This is a genomic window from Saccharopolyspora rhizosphaerae (genome assembly GCF_003931915.1).
Taxonomy (GTDB): Bacteria; Actinomycetota; Actinomycetes; order Mycobacteriales; family Pseudonocardiaceae; genus Saccharopolyspora; species Saccharopolyspora rhizosphaerae.
In genome coordinates this window covers 190,003-205,349 of record NZ_RSAA01000026.1, presented here as the reverse complement: position 1 = coordinate 205,349, position 15,347 = coordinate 190,003, and the positions used below count along the sequence as shown (strand labels likewise).

At 69.4% G+C, this 15,347-nt stretch carries 15 protein-coding genes, 2 tRNA genes and 1 pseudogene; 10 read left to right on the top strand and 8 right to left on the bottom strand.

Annotated elements, in window-relative coordinates; translation table 11 throughout:
- Nucleotides 1–15: 15 nt before the first annotated feature.
- From EIL87_RS22585 to pknB, 7 genes are read left to right on the top strand one after another with little or no spacing between them, the layout of a single operon-like run.
- The gene (locus tag EIL87_RS22585) at nt 16–1,335 is read left to right on the top strand and encodes an FhaA domain-containing protein (RefSeq protein WP_125092593.1); all 1,320 of its coding nucleotides are present in this window, start codon (nt 16–18) and stop codon (nt 1,333–1,335) included.
- Nucleotides 1,336–1,380: 45 nt separating this feature from the next.
- A complete protein-coding gene (locus EIL87_RS22580; RefSeq protein WP_125092592.1) occupies nt 1,381–1,842 on the top strand; it encodes an FHA domain-containing protein FhaB/FipA in 462 nt (153 codons plus the stop codon).
- A complete protein-coding gene (locus tag EIL87_RS22575) occupies nt 1,839–3,311 on the top strand; it encodes a PP2C family serine/threonine-protein phosphatase (RefSeq protein WP_125092591.1) in 1,473 nt (490 codons plus the stop codon). The genes EIL87_RS22580 and EIL87_RS22575 overlap by 4 nt, the downstream gene beginning before the upstream one ends.
- Nucleotides 3,312–4,736 (top strand): FtsW/RodA/SpoVE family cell cycle protein, encoded by a 1,425-nt coding sequence (locus EIL87_RS22570; RefSeq protein WP_125092590.1) that lies wholly within the window; start codon nt 3,312–3,314, stop codon nt 4,734–4,736.
- Nucleotides 4,733–6,187 (top strand): peptidoglycan D,D-transpeptidase FtsI family protein, encoded by a 1,455-nt coding sequence (locus EIL87_RS22565; protein WP_125092589.1) that lies wholly within the window; start codon nt 4,733–4,735, stop codon nt 6,185–6,187. Before EIL87_RS22570 ends, EIL87_RS22565 begins: the two co-directional genes overlap by 4 nt.
- 3 nt (nt 6,188–6,190) lie before the next feature.
- Nucleotides 6,191–7,600, top strand: coding sequence for a serine/threonine-protein kinase (locus EIL87_RS22560; protein WP_125092588.1), 1,410 nt, complete (start codon nt 6,191–6,193; stop codon nt 7,598–7,600).
- Nucleotides 7,597–9,558 carry a Stk1 family PASTA domain-containing Ser/Thr kinase gene (gene pknB, locus EIL87_RS22555; protein ID WP_125092587.1) on the top strand — a complete coding sequence of 654 codons (1,962 nt, stop codon included), beginning with the start codon at nt 7,597–7,599 and terminating at the stop codon, nt 9,556–9,558. Before EIL87_RS22560 ends, pknB begins: the two co-directional genes overlap by 4 nt.
- A 92-nt stretch (nt 9,559–9,650) precedes the next feature.
- Here the strand turns inward: pknB and EIL87_RS22550 are convergent, their stop codons facing one another.
- From EIL87_RS22550 to EIL87_RS22545, 3 genes are read right to left on the bottom strand one after another with little or no spacing between them, the layout of a single operon-like run.
- Nucleotides 9,651–10,289 carry an aminodeoxychorismate/anthranilate synthase component II gene (locus tag EIL87_RS22550; protein ID WP_125092586.1) on the bottom strand — a complete coding sequence of 213 codons (639 nt, stop codon included), beginning with the start codon at nt 10,287–10,289 and terminating at the stop codon, nt 9,651–9,653.
- Between the two features lie 49 nt (nt 10,290–10,338).
- Complete coding sequence (locus EIL87_RS27150) at nt 10,339–10,497, bottom strand: hypothetical protein (RefSeq protein WP_199740560.1); 159 nt, start codon at nt 10,495–10,497, stop codon at nt 10,339–10,341.
- Entirely contained in the window at nt 10,497–11,321 is an 825-nt protein-coding gene (locus EIL87_RS22545; RefSeq protein ID WP_125092585.1) for a class E sortase, read from the bottom strand. Before EIL87_RS22545 ends, EIL87_RS27150 begins: the two co-directional genes overlap by 1 nt.
- A gap of 158 nt (nt 11,322–11,479) precedes the next feature.
- On the opposite strand from EIL87_RS22545, the gene crgA reads away from it, so the two are divergent.
- Together crgA and EIL87_RS22535 are read left to right on the top strand one after the other, a co-directional pair.
- Nucleotides 11,480–11,746: a cell division protein CrgA gene (crgA, locus tag EIL87_RS22540; protein ID WP_125092584.1), complete on the top strand. Its 267-nt coding sequence runs from the start codon at nt 11,480–11,482 to the stop codon at nt 11,744–11,746.
- A gap of 242 nt (nt 11,747–11,988) precedes the next feature.
- Nucleotides 11,989–12,387, top strand: coding sequence for a PH domain-containing protein (locus EIL87_RS22535; protein WP_125092583.1), 399 nt, complete (start codon nt 11,989–11,991; stop codon nt 12,385–12,387).
- A gap of 1 nt (nt 12,388) precedes the next feature.
- Here the strand turns inward: EIL87_RS22535 and EIL87_RS22530 are convergent, their stop codons facing one another.
- Together EIL87_RS22530 and EIL87_RS22525 are read right to left on the bottom strand one after the other, a co-directional pair.
- Nucleotides 12,389–13,159 (bottom strand): rhomboid family intramembrane serine protease, encoded by a 771-nt coding sequence (locus EIL87_RS22530; protein ID WP_233576485.1) that lies wholly within the window; start codon nt 13,157–13,159, stop codon nt 12,389–12,391.
- A gap of 174 nt (nt 13,160–13,333) precedes the next feature.
- Nucleotides 13,334–13,846, bottom strand: coding sequence for a peptidylprolyl isomerase (locus tag EIL87_RS22525; RefSeq protein ID WP_125092581.1), 513 nt, complete (start codon nt 13,844–13,846; stop codon nt 13,334–13,336).
- Nucleotides 13,847–14,042: 196 nt separating this feature from the next.
- Here EIL87_RS22525 and EIL87_RS22520 point away from each other — a divergent pair, with 196 nt between their 5' ends.
- Entirely contained in the window at nt 14,043–14,606 is a 564-nt protein-coding gene (locus EIL87_RS22520; protein ID WP_199740558.1) for a hypothetical protein, read from the top strand.
- A gap of 248 nt (nt 14,607–14,854) precedes the next feature.
- On the opposite strand, the gene EIL87_RS22515 is transcribed toward EIL87_RS22520, so the two are convergent.
- The 3 genes and pseudogenes from EIL87_RS22515 to EIL87_RS22510 form a co-directional block, all read right to left on the bottom strand.
- Nucleotides 14,855–14,927: transfer RNA gene (locus tag EIL87_RS22515), tRNA-Ala, on the bottom strand.
- A 45-nt stretch (nt 14,928–14,972) separates the two neighbouring features.
- Nucleotides 14,973–15,080 (bottom strand): annotated as a pseudogene (locus EIL87_RS27585) (DLW-39 family protein); the annotation flags it as partial.
- A gap of 72 nt (nt 15,081–15,152) precedes the next feature.
- Nucleotides 15,153–15,226: transfer RNA gene (locus tag EIL87_RS22510), tRNA-Ile, on the bottom strand.
- Between the last annotated feature and the right edge of the window lie 121 nt (nt 15,227–15,347).

Below are 15,347 nucleotides of genomic sequence, written 5' to 3'. Positions count from 1 at the left end.
TGGAGGGATATTGCCGTGGGCCTCGTGCAGCGCTTTGAGCGCCGGATCGAAGGCATCGTCGGTAATGGCTTTGCGCGCGTGTTCGGCGGGAACGTAGTTCCGCAGGAAGTCGCCCAGGCCTTGCAGCGAGATGCCGAGCTGATGGTCCGGGAGCTTGCCGGTGGTCGGTTGCTCGCTTGTAACCACTACGTTGTGCAACTGAGCCCGTCGGACCACGATCGGCTCACCGGTGATGAGGCCCGGGTGACCGACCTCCTCGCCGATTGCGTTCAGGAGCACCTCACCGAGCAGGGGTGGGACACATATGGTGACGTCGTAGTCTCCCTGGAGCGCTCTGAGACGCTGCACACGGGACAGTTTCGAATCAGCTCGACCGTCGACCCCGACGTGACACGACGGCCGGCACAACCGCGTACCGCAGGAGACCGACCCATGAGCCAGCCACCAGGCCACTACCCCCAGGGAGATCCGTACAACCAGCAGGGGCAGTACGGCTACGACCAGGGATACGGCCAAGGCCAGGACCCCAACTACGGCTACGGCCAGCCCGGATACGACCAGCAGGCTTACGGCCAGCCGGGCTACGACCAGCAGGGTGGCTACGGCCAGCCGCCGCAGCCCGGTTACGACCAGGGTTACGGCCAGCAGCCCGGGTACGACCAGGGCTACGGTCAGCCGCCGCAGCCCGGTTACGACCAGGGCTACGGGCAGCCGCCGCAGGGCTTCGACCCCGGCTACGGCCAGCCCCCGCAGCCCGGTTACGACCAGGGCTACGCGCAGCCCCCGCAGCCCGGGTACGACCAGGGCTACGGTCAGCCGCCGCAGCCCGGTTACGACCAGGGCTACGGGCAGCCGCCGCAGGGCTTCGACCCCGGCTACGGCCAGCCCTCGCAGCCCGGCTTCGACCAGGGCTACGCGCAGCCGGGTGGCGCCTACCCGCAGAGCGCACCGGGCGGTTTCCCGGACCAGGGCTACGGCCAGCCTGGCGGTGGCTACCCGCAGAGCGCTCCTGGCGGTTACCCGGCCGGCGGTCCGCGTGGTCAGATGACCGCCACGCTGCACCTGGACGACGGCTCGAACCGCTCGTACACGCTGCAGCACGGCTCGAACATCATCGGCCGCGGCCAGGAAGGCCAGTTCCGGCTTCCCGACACGGGGGTCTCGCGCAAGCACATCGAGATCACCTGGGATGGTCAGAGCGCGATGCTGGCTGATCTCGGTTCGACAAACGGCACCACGGTGAACGGCACTCCGGTGCAGACTTGGCAGTTGGCAGACGGTGACGTGATCAGGGTTGGGCATTCGTCCCTGGTCTTCCGCGCCCAGCAGGGCTGAGTGCGGAGCACCGGTCCCCGAAACGAGTAGGAGCGTTCACAACAAGTGCCGGAGCTGATGATTCAGCTGACCAGAGCAGGGTTCCTCGCCCTGCTCTGGTTGTTCGTGCTGGCTGCGCTTCGCGTGGTTCGTTCAGACCTCTACTCCGCGTCGGGGATGCGCGTCCCGATGCCAGGTGCGAGTCGGGCCCCGGGCAAAGCCCGGGGCAAGAGCAAGGTGCCCCGCCAGATGGTGGTGACGCACGGCGCTCTCGCCGGCACGCGCATTTCCCTGGACGGCCGGCCGATCCTGATCGGCCGAGCCGACGACTCCACGTTGGTGCTGGACGACGACTACGCGTCGACCCGGCACGCTCGGCTGTCGCTCCGCGGCTCCGACTGGTACGTGGAGGATCTAGGCTCCACTAACGGCACATACCTCGATCGGGCGAAGGTCACGGGACCGACCAAGGTCCCGCTCGGCGTTCCGATCAGAATCGGCAAGACGGTGATCGAGCTGCGCTCATGACCCTCGTCCTTCACTACGCAGCCCGCAGCGACCGCGGCCTGGTGCGCTCCAACAACCAGGACTCGGTCTATGCCGGCCCACGACTACTCGCCCTCGCGGACGGCATGGGTGGACATGCCGCCGGTGAGGTCGCCAGCAAGGTCGTCATCGCGGCGTTGGCGCCGCTGGACGACGACGAACCGGGTGACGACCTGCTCGGACAGCTCCGCGGTGCGGTGCTGGACGGCAACAGCGCGATCGCCGAGCTGGTGGCCAACGACCCGGAACTGGACGGGATGGGCACCACGCTCACGGCTGTGCTGTTCGCAGGCAGCAAGCTGGGTCTGGTGCACATCGGTGACTCCCGCGCCTACCTGGTCCGCGACGGCGAGCTGACCCAGATAACCCACGACGACACCTTCGTGCAGTCGCTGATCGACGAAGGCCGGATCACCGAGGAGGAGGCCGCCAACCACCCGCAGCGCTCGCTGCTGCTGCACGCGTTGACCGGCCACGAGGTGGAACCGAGCCTGGCGATCCGCGAAGCTCGCGCGGGCGACCGCTACCTGCTCTGCTCGGACGGCCTGACCGGCCCCGTGAGCACGGAGACGATGGCGGAGGCCCTGCGCATCCCGGACCCGCAGCAGTGCGCGGACCGGATGATCGAGCTGGCGCTCAAAGGTGGCGGTCCGGACAACGTGACCGTGATCATCGCCGACGTCGTCGACGTCGAGTTCGGCGACGACGCCCCCATAGTGGGGGGTGCGGCGGGAAATGGCGATGAGCATCCGCAACCCGATTCGTCGGCGGCGCGCGCTTCCGCGGTGACCATGCCGCGGCCGCAGCCCAAGCGTTTCGAGCCCACCTCACCTCCAGCCGAGAAGCCGCGCAAGAAGCGCTGGCTGACCTCCCTGGTGGTGGCCTGCGGCGTGCTCATCGTGCTAGCGGCTGTCGCGCTGGTGGGGCGTTGGTGGGTGCTCAACCAGTACTACATCGGCGTGAACCGCGCCGATGAGGTCGTGATCTACCAGGGCGTCCAGGGCTCGACCCTGGGCGTGTCGCTGAACTGGCAGGTGGAGACCTCCTGCCCGGCGGATTCGGCCAAGGACTGCCAGCCGATCAAGCTGAGCGACCTGCAAGAGGCGCAGCGCCCTGACGTGCGCAACGGCATCACCGAGGTCAACGGCCTCACCGAGGCGCGGGAAGCGATGCGGCGGCTGCGGATGACCGCGCTGCTGCCGGAGTGCGCGACCCCCGAGCCCTCGGTGCCGACGGTGCCGCCGTCGCCGACCGCGCCGGGCCAGCCCACTCCGGGCGCCCCCTCCCCGGGTGCGCCGACACCACCTCCGCCGGGTCAGCCGCCGGCGCAGCCCACGCCGGGCGCGCCGACACCCGGTCAGGCCCTGCCGCCGGAGTCCTCCGCGGCCGACGCCACACCGCTGATGCCGGAGGAGCCGAAACCTGGCGTGAACTGCCGGACGGTGAGCTAGATGTCCGAACCGGCCACGACGAGCGGAGCAGGTGACGGGGCCCCCCGAGTGAACACTCGGCGGGGCACCGAACTGTTCATGCTCGTTTTCTCGGCGATCATCCTGACTGCGGCGCTGGTCGTGGTCGAGGTGTCGCAGGAGCAGACCGTCACCCGTGAGCTGCTGTTCTACGGGGTCGCGTTCCTGGTCCTCTACGGTGCCGCGCACGCCGGCGTGCGCTACTTCGCGCCCTACGCAGACCCGCTGATCCTGCCGCTGGTGGCGTTGATCAACGGGGTGGGCCTGGTGATGCTGCACAGGCTGGACCTCGCCCCGGTGCCCGGGGCGCCGTACACGCCGAAGCAGATCATGTTCACCACGGCGGGCGTGGCGCTGTTCATCCTCGTGCTGTGGCTGGTGAAGGACCACCGGACGCTCGCGCAGTACGGGTACACCTGCGGCTTCGTCGGCCTGGCGCTGCTGGCGCTGCCCGGTCTGCTGCCGTCGAGCATCTCGGAGGCCAACGGCGCCAAGCTGTGGGTCAACCTGGGCTTCGTCTCGATCCAGCCGAGCGAGTTCGCCAAGATCTTGCTGCTGATCTTCTTCGCCTCGTTCCTGGTGGGCAAGCGCGAGCTGTTCACCACGGCGGGCAAGCGGTTCCTGGGCGTGGACTGGCCGCGACCGCGTGACCTGGCCCCGGTGCTGGTCGCCTGGGTCCTGTCGATCCTCATCGTGGTGCTGGAGAAGGACCTGGGCACCTCGCTGCTGTTCTTCGGCATCGTGCTGGTGATGATCTACATCGCCACCGAGCGCGCGGTGTGGGTCGGCCTGGGCCTGAGCATGTTCGCGGCCGGTGCCGTGATCGCCTTCAACCTGTTCTCGCACGTCCAGGCCCGGGTCAACACCTGGCTGGACCCGATGGTGGTGGTGCCCGACGGCGACGAGGATCCCGGGTACCAGCTGCGCACCGGCCTGTTCGGGATGGCGCACGGCGGCATCCCGGGGTCAGGCCTGGGCAGCGGGAGGCCCAACATCACCCCGCTGTCGTTCAGCGACTTCATCATCCCGGCGCTGGGCGAGGAGCTCGGCCTCATCGGGCTGATGGCGTTGCTGCTGGTCTACGTGCTGCTGATGATGCGCGGCCTGCGCAGCGCGCTGGCGGTGCGCGACTCCTTCGGCAAGCTGTTCGCCGGCGGTCTGTCGTTCACCATCGCGCTGCAGCTGTTCGTCGTGGCGGGCGGTTCGACCGGCCTGATCCCGATGACCGGTCTGACGGCGCCGTTCCTGGCGGCCGGTGGCTCGTCGATGCTCGCCAACTACGTGCTGATCGCGCTGCTGCTGCGGGTGTCCGACGCGGCCCGCCGCCCGCAGGCCCCGTCGAAGCCCAAACCGAAGCAGGCGCCGATCGCGGAAGCGCATACGGAACTGGTGGAGCGTCCTCGATGAACAAGCCGCTGCGCCGCGTGGCGCTGGCCATGATGGCGATGGTCCTGCTGCTGATGGGCAACATGACCTACGTCCAGGTCATCAAGGCCGACGAGTACAGCGACGACTCGCGCAACACGCGCACCAAGCTGGAGGAGTTCTCCCGGGAGCGCGGGCAGATCATCGCGGCCGGCCAGTCGCTGGCCAGCTCCAAGCCGATCGACAACGACCGCTACAAGTTCCAGCGGACCTACCCCAACGGTCCGCTGTACGCGCCGGTCACCGGCTTCTACTCGTTCTTCTACGGGTCGAACGGCGTCGAGCGCGCCAACGACAAGATCCTCAACGGCACCGACGACAGCATGGCGTTCGGCCGGTTGTCGGACATGATCACCGGCAACACGCCGCGCGGCGGCAGCGTCGAGCTGACCATCAACCCGCAGATGCAGCAGGTCGCCTACGACCAGCTGACGAAGAAGGGCTACCAGGGTTCCGTGGTGGCGCTGAACCCGTCGACGGGCGAGGTCCTGGCGATGGTCAACGCGCCGTCCTACGACCCGAACCAGCTCACCGGCCCGGACAACAACGAGGTCGCCAAGAGGTGGAACGCCCTCAACAACGCCGAGGGCGACCCGATGTCCAACCGGGCGGTCTCCGAGATCTACCCGCCCGGCTCGACGTTCAAGCTGATCACGACGGCGGCCGCGCTGGAGAACGGGTACAACCCGAACAGCCAGGTGCAGGACGCCGCGTCGATCACGCTGCCGCAGACGTCCACGCAGCTGCCGAACTACGGCGGCAAGAAGTGCTCGGGCAGCACGCTGACCGCCGCCCTGGCGCACTCCTGCAACACGGCGTTCGCCGAGATCGCGGGCAAGCTCGGCCCGGACAAGCTGCGGGAGACCGCCGCGTCCTTCGGCTACGGCCAGGACGTGCGGATGCCGATGAGGGTGGCCAAGTCGGACATGGGTCCGATGTCGGACGCCGCGTCGCTGTACCAGAGCGGCATCGGGCAGCGCGACGTCCGCGTCACGCCGATGCAGAACGCGATGATGGCCGCGACGATCGCCAACGGCGGCAAGGTGATGCGCCCGCAGGTGGTCAAGGCCACCCGGGCTCCGGACATGGAGGAGCTGGACAGCTTCAAGCCGGAGGAGATCAGCCAGGCCGTCTCGTCGGACGTCGCGAGCAAGATCCGCGACATGATGATCCAGTCGGAGAAGAACACCAAGGGCTCCGGCAAGATCACCGGCATCGACATCGCCTCGAAGACCGGCACCGCGCAGCACGGTGACCCGGGCGACAAGCCGCACGGCTGGTACGTCGCCTTCGCCCCTGCCGAGAACCCGACGATCGCCGTCGCGGTGATCGTGGAGAACGGTGGCGACGAGGGCGCGGAGGCCACCGGCGGTTCGCTCGCCGCCCCGATCGGCCGGGAGGTCATCCGGGCCGGTCTGCGGGGAGGTGGCTGATCCGTGCTCACCACCGGCCAGTTACTCGCCGAGCGCTATCGCCTGGGCCGCCGCATCGCGGTCGGCGGCATGGGCGAGGTGTGGGAGGCGGTGGACGTCCGGCTGGACCGGACCGTGGCGGTGAAGGTCCTCAAGGCCGAGCTGTGCGGGGACGCCGAGTTCCTGCACCGCTTCCGCACCGAGGCCCGCACCACCGCCTCGCTGAACCACCCGGGCATCGCGGCGGTCCACGACTACGGTGAGACCGCTGCCGTCCCGGACGGTCCGGAGGACACCGCCTACCTGGTGATGGAACTGGTCGAGGGGGAGCCCCTCGCGGCGATCCTCGCCCGGGAACGACGGATCAACACCGACCACGTGATGGACATGTTGGAGCAGGCGGGGCAGGCGCTGCAGGCTGCGCACGAACGCAGTCTGGTGCACCGCGACGTCAAGCCCGGCAACATCCTGATCACCCCCGACGGCAAGGTGAAGCTGACCGACTTCGGCATCGCGAAGGCGGCCGACGCGGCACCGGTCACCCGCAACGGGATGGTGATGGGGACGGCGCACTACATCGCGCCGGAGCAGGCGCTCGGCTCCGACGCCACGCCGGCCAGCGACGTGTACTCGCTGGCGGTGGTCGGCTACGAGTGCTTGATGGGCCACCGCCCGTTCCTCTCCGAGAACGCGGTGACGGTCGCCATGATGCACATCCGCGAGATCGCCCCGCCGCTCCCGCCGGACGTGCCGCCGGGAGTGCGGGCGCTGGTGGAGGCGACCCTGGTGAAGGACCCGCGCCGGCGCTACGCCGACGGCGGGGAGTTCGCCGCAGCGGTCGCCGCGGTGCGGGCGGGCCGACCGTTGCCGACGCCGTCAGCGGTGGTCGCGCAGCAGCAGCGGCCGGTGAACGCGCCCGGTCCGGGCACCGGCGTGCACCCGGTGGTGCCGGGCTCGCCGCCGATGGGCGGCACCTACCCGCCCGGGGTCATCCCGCCGCAGCAACCCGGGACTCCGCAGCCCGCGCAGCAGGCGGTGCAACAACAAGCGGGGCAGCACCAGGCGGGGCAGCCGCAGACGGGACAGCAGCACCAGGTCTCACCGCAGCAGGCTCCGATGCCCATGCCGACCGGCACCGGCGTGGCTGGTGCCATGGGTGGGAATGCTCACCGGCGGACCGGCAACTCCAGGATCGTCATGTGGATCGTGGTCGTGTTCCTGGCGGTAGTCTTGCTGGTCGCCATCGGTCTGCTGACCTACTGGGCAGTAGGCCGCTTCGAGCTGGGCATGGCCGGACCCGGCCCGGTGGCTGATCTGAGCCTGGATTCAACGAACGGTTTGGGACAAACTTCGCATCGGCAGGAACCCATGATCGGAAAGCCCGCGGGCGAGATGGGACGATCGTTGACAAGGATCGGAACGACGATTCGATGAGTTCACCTCGACTTCTATCCGACCGCTACGAGCTCGGCGAGACTCTCGGCTACGGCGGTATGTCGGAGGTGCACAAGGGCCGCGACACGCGTCTGAGCCGAGACGTCGCGGTCAAGATCCTGCGTGCCGACCTCGCCCGGGACCCCACCTTCCAGCTGCGCTTCCGGCGCGAGGCGCAGAACGCCGCCGCGCTGAACCACCCGGCGATCGTGGCGGTCTACGACACCGGCGAGACGGACTCCGAGAACGGGCCGTTGCCCTACATCGTCATGGAGTACGTCGACGGCCGGACTCTGCGCGACATCGTCAAGACAGAGGGTCCGCTCTCGCCCCGGCGGGCGATGGAGGTCATGGCGGACGCGTCGGCGGCGCTGGACTTCAGCCACCGGCACGGGATCGTGCACCGCGACGTCAAGCCGGCCAACATCATGATCACCCGGTCCGGCGCGGTGAAGGTGATGGACTTCGGCATCGCCCGCGCGCTGGCCGACGGCCAGGCGGCGGTCACCCAGACCGCGGCAGTCATCGGCACCGCCCAGTACCTCTCGCCGGAGCAGGCGCGCGGCGAGGCCGTGGACGCGCGAAGCGACGTCTACGCCTCCGGCTGCGTGCTCTTCGAGCTGCTCACCGGAGAACCGCCGTTCACCGGTGACTCGCCGGTCGCGGTGGCCTACCAGCACGTCCGGGAAGAGCCCCGCAAGCCGTCCGACGTGGTCCCGGCGACCCCGGCGTCGTTGGACGCCGTCGTGCTCAAGGCGCTGAGCAAGAACCCGGCCAACCGCTACCAGTCGGCCGCGGAGATGCGGGCCGACCTGGTGCGGGTGCTGTCCGGCCAGCGGCCGAAGGCTCCGATGATCATGTCGGAGGAAGAGCACACCGCGATGCTCGGTCAGGGCGGCGGCGCGGCCACCGAGATGATCGGCTCGGGCAGGCACCGCTCGGAGGACGTCGAGGACTACCCACCCGCCGAACCCGAGCGGCGGCGCAGCAAGAACGCCGTCGTCGCGCTGGTCACGCTGGCCTGCGTGGCGGTGTTCGCGCTCGCCGCGTGGCTGGTGACGATGCTGGTCGGTGTCGGTCAGCCCGACCGCGTGGCGGTCCCGAGCCTGGTCGGCCAGACCACCTTCGCCGCTCAGGAGAAGGCCAAGGCCGAGGGGTGGCGGTTCAGCCCGTCCTCCTGCTTCTCCAAGGAGGAGGAGCGCGGCAAGATCGTCAAGCAGACGCCGCCCGCGGGCACGATGGTCGTCAAGGAGGAGACCAAGCTCGACCTGTGCACCGGCCAGGGCGAGGAGAAGGTCGAGATCCCGGACCTGACCGGGATGTCGATGAGCCAGGCGCAGAAGGCGCTCGAGGCCGCAGGCCTGAAGATCGGGCTCAACCCCGAGAAGGAGGAGACCTCCAACCCGGCCCTGGTCGACAAGATCCTGGACTGGGAGGGCAAGGGCACCCAGGTGCCCCGAGGCTCCACCATCAAGGTCGTCGTCGGCCAGGCGATCCCGCAGACCGAGGTCCCGGACCTGCGCGGTCAGCAGCTCGAGACCGCGCGGGCCTTCCTGGTCGGGGCCGGCTTCAAGGTCACCGTGGAGAACCGCGACTCCGACAAGCCGGCGAACACGGTCCTCGACCAGTCGCCGTCCGGCGGCGCCAAGGCGCGGAACGGGTCCACGGTGACCCTGGTGGTCTCCAAGGGCAACCAGATCGCCATGCCGCAGCTGCAGAACATGACGGCGGACGAGGCCGAGGCCGCGTTGAAGGCTGCGGGCTGGAACGGCACGGTCACCGAGACCAAGCAGCCCACCGGCGACGCGGCCAAGGACGACAAGGTCGTCGGCAGCTCGCCGCAGGCGGGTCAGAAGATCAGCAAGAACCAGACGATCACCCTCTACATCGGGGACTACGACAGCTCGAGCACGAGCACGCCCCCGGGCAACGGCGGCGGGATCTTCCCGTTCCCGTGATCTGACCGACGCGGAGCGGGGCGGCGGCCGAGTGGCCACCGCCCCGCTCTGCGTCGTGAGGACCTGCGGTCAGCGCGTCCGGAGACCTGCGGTCAGCGAGCCGCGGCCGCGACCTCGCGCATCTCGGATTCCAGCTGGTCGACGAGCTGGTCGGCGACCGGGTGGCCCGCGGAGGCCATCCAGTTGGCGAGCATCCGGTGGCCCCCGTCGGTGAGCACCGACTCGGGGTGGAACTGGACGCCCTCGACCGGCAGCTCGCGGTGGCGCATGCCCATCACGATGCCGGACTCCGTGCGCGCGGTGACCTCGAAGTCGTCCGGGACGGTGTCCGCGCGGACGATCAAGGAGTGGTACCGCGTCGCGATGAACGGCTGCGGCAACCCGGCGAACACGCCCGTGCCGGAGTGCTCGATCTCGCTGATCTTGCCGTGCAGCAGCTCGGGCGCGCGCTCCACGGTGCCACCCCACACCGCGCCGATGGCCTGGTGCCCGAGGCACACCCCGAACGCCGGTTTGCGCTCGGCGGCGCAGCGCTGGATGAGCTCCATCGTCCGGCCCGCGCGGTCCGGGGTGCCCGGGCCGGGGCTGAGCAGCACGCCGTCTGCCGCGGCCACGTCGTCGTCGGTGACCACGTCGTTGCGGCGCACCACGCACTCGGCGCCGAGCTGCGCGAGGTACTGCACGAGGTTGTAGACGAAGCTGTCGTAGTTGTCGACCACCAGAACACGCACGTGCCCAGACTACGCGGCGGCCACAACGCGTTTTCCCGGGTGAAGGCTGTCACCGGGCGGTGGTCACGTCGCTGAAGGGCAGCCGCGGCTCCACCCAGGGGAACACCACGAACAGCAGCAGGGCCACGACCGCGGCGACCAGCAGCAGCGCCAGGAGCGCCTTGACCGGGACGGGGCCGGGCAGCTGCCGCCAGATCCACGCGTACATCAGCGCTCCTCCAGTTCCGGGGGTCGCAAATCGGGGCGCTCGGCGATCTTGGGGTACTGCGTGGTGAGCACGCCGTGGACGATCAACCGCTCGCGCGCGGAGAACTCCGGGTGGCAGGTGGTCAGCGTGATGAGCCGGGTCCGCTGGTCGGGCGGGAGGACCTCCGGTGGTGCACCGGGCACCGGGAAGACCACCTCGCCCTGCTCGGGCCGCACCACGCGGCGGCCCACGACCTGCTCGTAGGGCGCGGGGACCGGCGCGACCCCCTGGCAGCGCGGATCACCTCCGCCGCCGTCCCACGTCGCGACCTCCTCGGCCATCGGCAGCACCCGGTAGATGTACCAGTGGGTCGCCGTCTCCACCACGAGCGGCGCGCAGGACGGCAGCCGGTCGAGGTCGTGGAACGGCGCGCCCCGGCCGTTCCGGTGCCCGGCCACGGAGAAGTTCCCCTGCTCACCGGGCCAGGCCGTGCCCGGGTAGTGCCCCGGCCCGGCGGCGAGGGTCGGCAGGTCGGTGCCCTCGAGGACGGTGAAGTCGAGGCCGAACGTCGGCAGGTGGAGCTGCGCGAACCCCTCCCCGGGCGCCGGCGGCGGAGGTTCGGCGATCGGGTGCCGCTGCTGGACCTGCCACTGCTCGTGCATCCGGCCCCGGGCGTCGGCCTGCTGCTGCGCGGTGAACAGGTCGGTGACGTAGACGACGTAGAACACGAACAGCAGCAGCACCAGCCCCGCGGTGATCAGCAGCTCGCCGAGGACGTGGATCGCCGTGCGCGCCCTACCCTCGGGCCGCGGCGGTCGGGGCGGGCTCTCCACGGACGGGACCACGGCGTTCCTCTCCGGTCACGGCTTCGCCAGGGGTGCTCGATCTGCGCTGTGATTACGTTAACGTGGTAGGTGGAAAGGGAGCCGTTCCGCTGCCCCCGTGAGCGGGTTGTCCGGCAGGGCGCGGAACGGCGGTGCCGCACCACCTGGCGAGGACACCTATGCCGAAGTCCAAGGTCCGCAAGAAGGACGACTCCAACCCGGTTGTCGATCGCCGCACGCCGGTCAAGGCGAAGGCGGTCGGGCCGTCGCACCCGCTCTACGTCGCCGTGATGCTCGGCCTGATGCTGATCGGGCTTCTCTGGCTGGTCACCAACTACATCGCCGGCGACAAGATCGACTTCATGGCGGAACTCGGCGGGTGGAACTTCGCCGTCGGCTTCGCGTTCATGATCGTCGGGCTGCTGATGACCATGCGGTGGCGCTGACGCACGTCGCTCACCTGCGGCGACCTTCCGGCTTCGACAGCCCGTAAGGCTGGTCGGCGGGTCCCGCAACTCGAGCGCCTAGCACAACGACGCTGCGTGCACGAGCTCCGAAGGGGTCAACTCCTTCGGAGCTCACTCATCCCATCGTTGGCTTGACAGACGGTCAGCGAAGCACACGTGTGTAACTAGTCCCCAGTGGGGATAAGTCCTGTGGACAACTCGTCGATGGTGGGTGGACAACGGTGGACGCGAAGCGCTGGGCACCCCCGGTGGCGCTGGTCGGCTGCGGGTGGGCGCTCACCGCAGCCGCCGCGACCTGGGCGTTGCTCGCCGAGAGACCGACGGACCGGGTCTTCGTGGGCGTCCTCGCGCTGGCGCTGCTCGCGGCCTCCGCATTCGGCACCCTCTGCCGACCGCGGTTGCAGGCCGACACCTCCGGCGTGACCGTGCGCGCGCTGACCGGACCCCGCCACTACGGGTGGGACGAGCTCACCATCCGCGTCCGCGAGACGCGCCGGCTCGGCCTGACCGCCACCAGCCTGGAGCTCGACGCGAACCCCGAGCTCACCGTCCTCACTCGCCTCGACCTCGGCGAGGACCCTTACACCACGGCCGACGCGCTGCACGCGCTGCGCAGGTGAGTCAGCCGCACATGGTGTCGAGACCGGAGCCGACGCAGCTGAGGTCGCCGTAGCCGGTGTCCCGCAGGAACAGCACGACCAGCAGCACCACCAGCAAGCCGACCAGCGCACCGGCCTGGAACAGGGTGCGGCGCTCGCGAGGCGCGTAGACCAGGGCCGCGGTGGAGGCGGCGCCCAGCAGCAGCCCGCCGATGTGCCCGAGCAGCGAGATCCCGGGGATCACCACGCTGGCGACGATGTTCAGCGCGATCACGGTGATCACCGGGCGCAGGCTCACCTTCAGCCTCAGCGCCGCGACCGCGATGCCGCCCATCAGGCCGTACACCGCGCCCGACGCGCCCGCCACGGGCGCCACCGCCTCGCCGAGCAGGAACACCGCGGTGCTGCCGCCGAGCAGCGACAACCCGTAGACCGCGGCGAAGCGCGCGCGACCGAGCAGCAGCTCCAGGTCACGCCCGATCACCCACAGGGCGAGCATGTTCATCACCAGGTGCACCACACCGATGTGCAGGAACCCCGAGGTGACCAGCCGCCACCACTGCCCGCCGGCGACCGTGAGCGGCACCAGCGAGTAGTCGAAGAACAGGGCGGAGTGGAAGTTCGCGCCGAAGTTCCCCGCCTGAACGGCGGTGAGCAGGTACGCCGCGACGTTCGCCACGATCAGCAGCGGCACCAGGATCGGCTTGTCGCGCAGCCGCGCACCAGCGACGGTCACGGGCCGGCGCACGGTCGCGCCGCCTTCCCGGACGCAGTCGACGCACTGCTGGCCCACCGAGGCGTCCCGGAGGCAGTCCGGGCAGGCGGGGCGATCGCACCTGGAGCAGCGCAGCCCGGTCGACCGGTCGGGATGCCGCACGCACGTCGGTAACTGCTGCGGCGTCCCGTCCGGGCCGGGCGTCGTTCCGGGTGGCACAGTCACGGGTGAGACCTGCTTTCCCGGGCGGTGTCAGCCGCGCTCGATCGAAACCTTCTCGATGACGATGTCGTTCACCGGGCGGTCGTTGCGACCGGTCGCGGTGCTGGCGATGTTGTCCACCACCTCGCGCGACTCCTTGTCGGCGACCTCACCGAAGATCGTGTGCTTGTAGTTCAGCCACGACGTCGCCGCCACGGTGATGAAGAACTGCGACCCGTTGGTGTTCGGCCCGGCGTTCGCCATCGCGAGCAGGTAGGGCCGGTTGAACTGCAGCTCCGGGTGGAACTCGTCCGCGAACTGGTAGCCGGGGCCACCACGGCCGGTGCCGGTCGGGTCACCGGTCTGGATCATGAAGCCTTCGATGACCCGGTGGAAGATCACACCGTCGTAGAAGGGCCCGGAGCGTTCGCCCTTGGCGTTCGGCTCCGTGTATTCCTGGGTCCCTTCGGCGAGGCCCACGAAGTTCTTCACGGTCTTGGGCGCCTGGTCGGGGAAGAGGTTGATCCGGATGTCGCCCTGCGAGGTGTGCAGGGTTGCGGTCAACTTCGTCCCAACGAGCGATCCGTTGTCTTCAGCCACCCGACCATCCTGCCATCGAGCGGGCCGAATGCGGTGTCTGGGTGCAATATGGGCGGGTCCGCGCCCTCGCCCCGGCTTCAGCGGCGAGCCGCGGTTGACGTGAGCGCATCCGGGGAAACCGGGCTGGTGAAGGCAGCCAGGCCAAGGAGGTCAACAGGCGATGGATGAAGTGAAGGCGATGGCCAGGGCCGGGGAGACCGTGGGCAAGGCGGTCGGCACCGGTATCAAGCAGGCCCGCCACGGCGCGAAACGCGCAGGTGAGACAGGTGCGGTGTGGTCCAAGCACGCGATGGCGAGGGCCGAGCAGGAGCTGGCTGACCGCGGCTACTCGACCGACGAGATCCAGGAGCTGATCGCGCAGCGCACCACGGGCAAGTCGCGCAAGCAGCTCGCGAAGCAGGCGAAGCAGGCTCGCAAGGAGTGGTCGAAGCGGACCAACGAATCCCGCAAGCGGCTCGCCGCCAAGATCGATCCGGATCTGGCGAGGAAGAAGCGCCGCTGGCCGTGGGTCCTGCTCGCGCTGGTGGTGCTGGGAGCGACCGCCGCTGCGGTCGCCCTGACCCGCCGGCCGGAGGAGCTCCCCCTCGCCGCGGCCGACGACGAACCGTGGGACTCGCAGACGCCGGGCAGCAACCAGGCCCGCCACCGCGCTGCGGCCGAGAACGACGGCCACCGGGAGCCGAACAAGGTGGAGACTCCCCGGTCGAACCCACCCACCCCCTGACCGCACAGCGGAAAGCCGGGCCCAGCGGGCCCGGCTTTTCCATGTTGAGTAGTAATAGTGAGTTCAACCAGTCAGTGCGCACCAGCCATTGCAACGACCATTCCGGGGTGATATCACCGGAAGCGCTGGTCAGCGAGCTGAACGCAGGGCCAGGAACCGCAGAACCCGACGAGCGCGGTCGGTGGCTCCCCAGCAGGGCTGCTCACACGAAAACACCCTGCTCCGGAGCAGGGCGTTGCGGTGCGGAGTGGAGACGAGGGGAATCGAACCCCTAACCCCCGCCTTGCAAAGGCGGTGCTCTGCCAATTGAGCTACGTCCCCCAACGGCGGCGAGGGTCAGGGCCCCCTGCCTGAGGATCAGGCCTCCGCCGTGGCCTCGCGCCAGAGGTCAGCCTCGGCCTTGGCGGCCTTGTTGCGACGAACCACGAACAGCACGACCCCGGCAACTGCGGCGAGTGCGAGCAGCTTCTTCATTCCGGTCGCCTCCTACCTGGCACCCGTGCCAGTGGTGTTCGAGTCTGGGAGAAACGGGGAACGAGTCCCGAGTGGGCCTAGAAGGACTTGAACCTTCGACCTCTTCGTTATCAGCGAAGCGCTCTAACCGCCTGAGCTATAGGCCCTCGTTCGTTGTGGTGTGAACATTACAGGACTGTTCCCCGGCTTCGTAACGGGGGGTCGCCTTGTCCCGACCGCGCCGCGGCGACGCTCTCCGACCTCGGAGAACGCCGCTGCGGCGCGGTC

Bases quoted from the DNA above. Each gene is read 5' to 3' on its own strand.
- EIL87_RS22520 (WP_199740558.1), top strand. From the start codon at position 14,043: ATGGATGAAGTGAAGGCGATGGCCAGGGCCGGGGAGACCGTGGGCAAG.
- pknB (WP_125092587.1), top strand. From the start codon at position 7,597: ATGAGTTCACCTCGACTTCTATCCGACCGCTACGAGCTCGGCGAGACT.
- EIL87_RS22565 (WP_125092589.1), top strand. From the start codon at position 4,733: ATGAACAAGCCGCTGCGCCGCGTGGCGCTGGCCATGATGGCGATGGTC.
- EIL87_RS22575 (WP_125092591.1), top strand. From the start codon at position 1,839: ATGACCCTCGTCCTTCACTACGCAGCCCGCAGCGACCGCGGCCTGGTG.
- EIL87_RS27150 (WP_199740560.1), bottom strand. From the start codon at position 10,497: ATGTACGCGTGGATCTGGCGGCAGCTGCCCGGCCCCGTCCCGGTCAAG.
- EIL87_RS22570 (WP_125092590.1), top strand. From the start codon at position 3,312: ATGTCCGAACCGGCCACGACGAGCGGAGCAGGTGACGGGGCCCCCCGA.
- crgA (WP_125092584.1), top strand. From the start codon at position 11,480: ATGCCGAAGTCCAAGGTCCGCAAGAAGGACGACTCCAACCCGGTTGTC.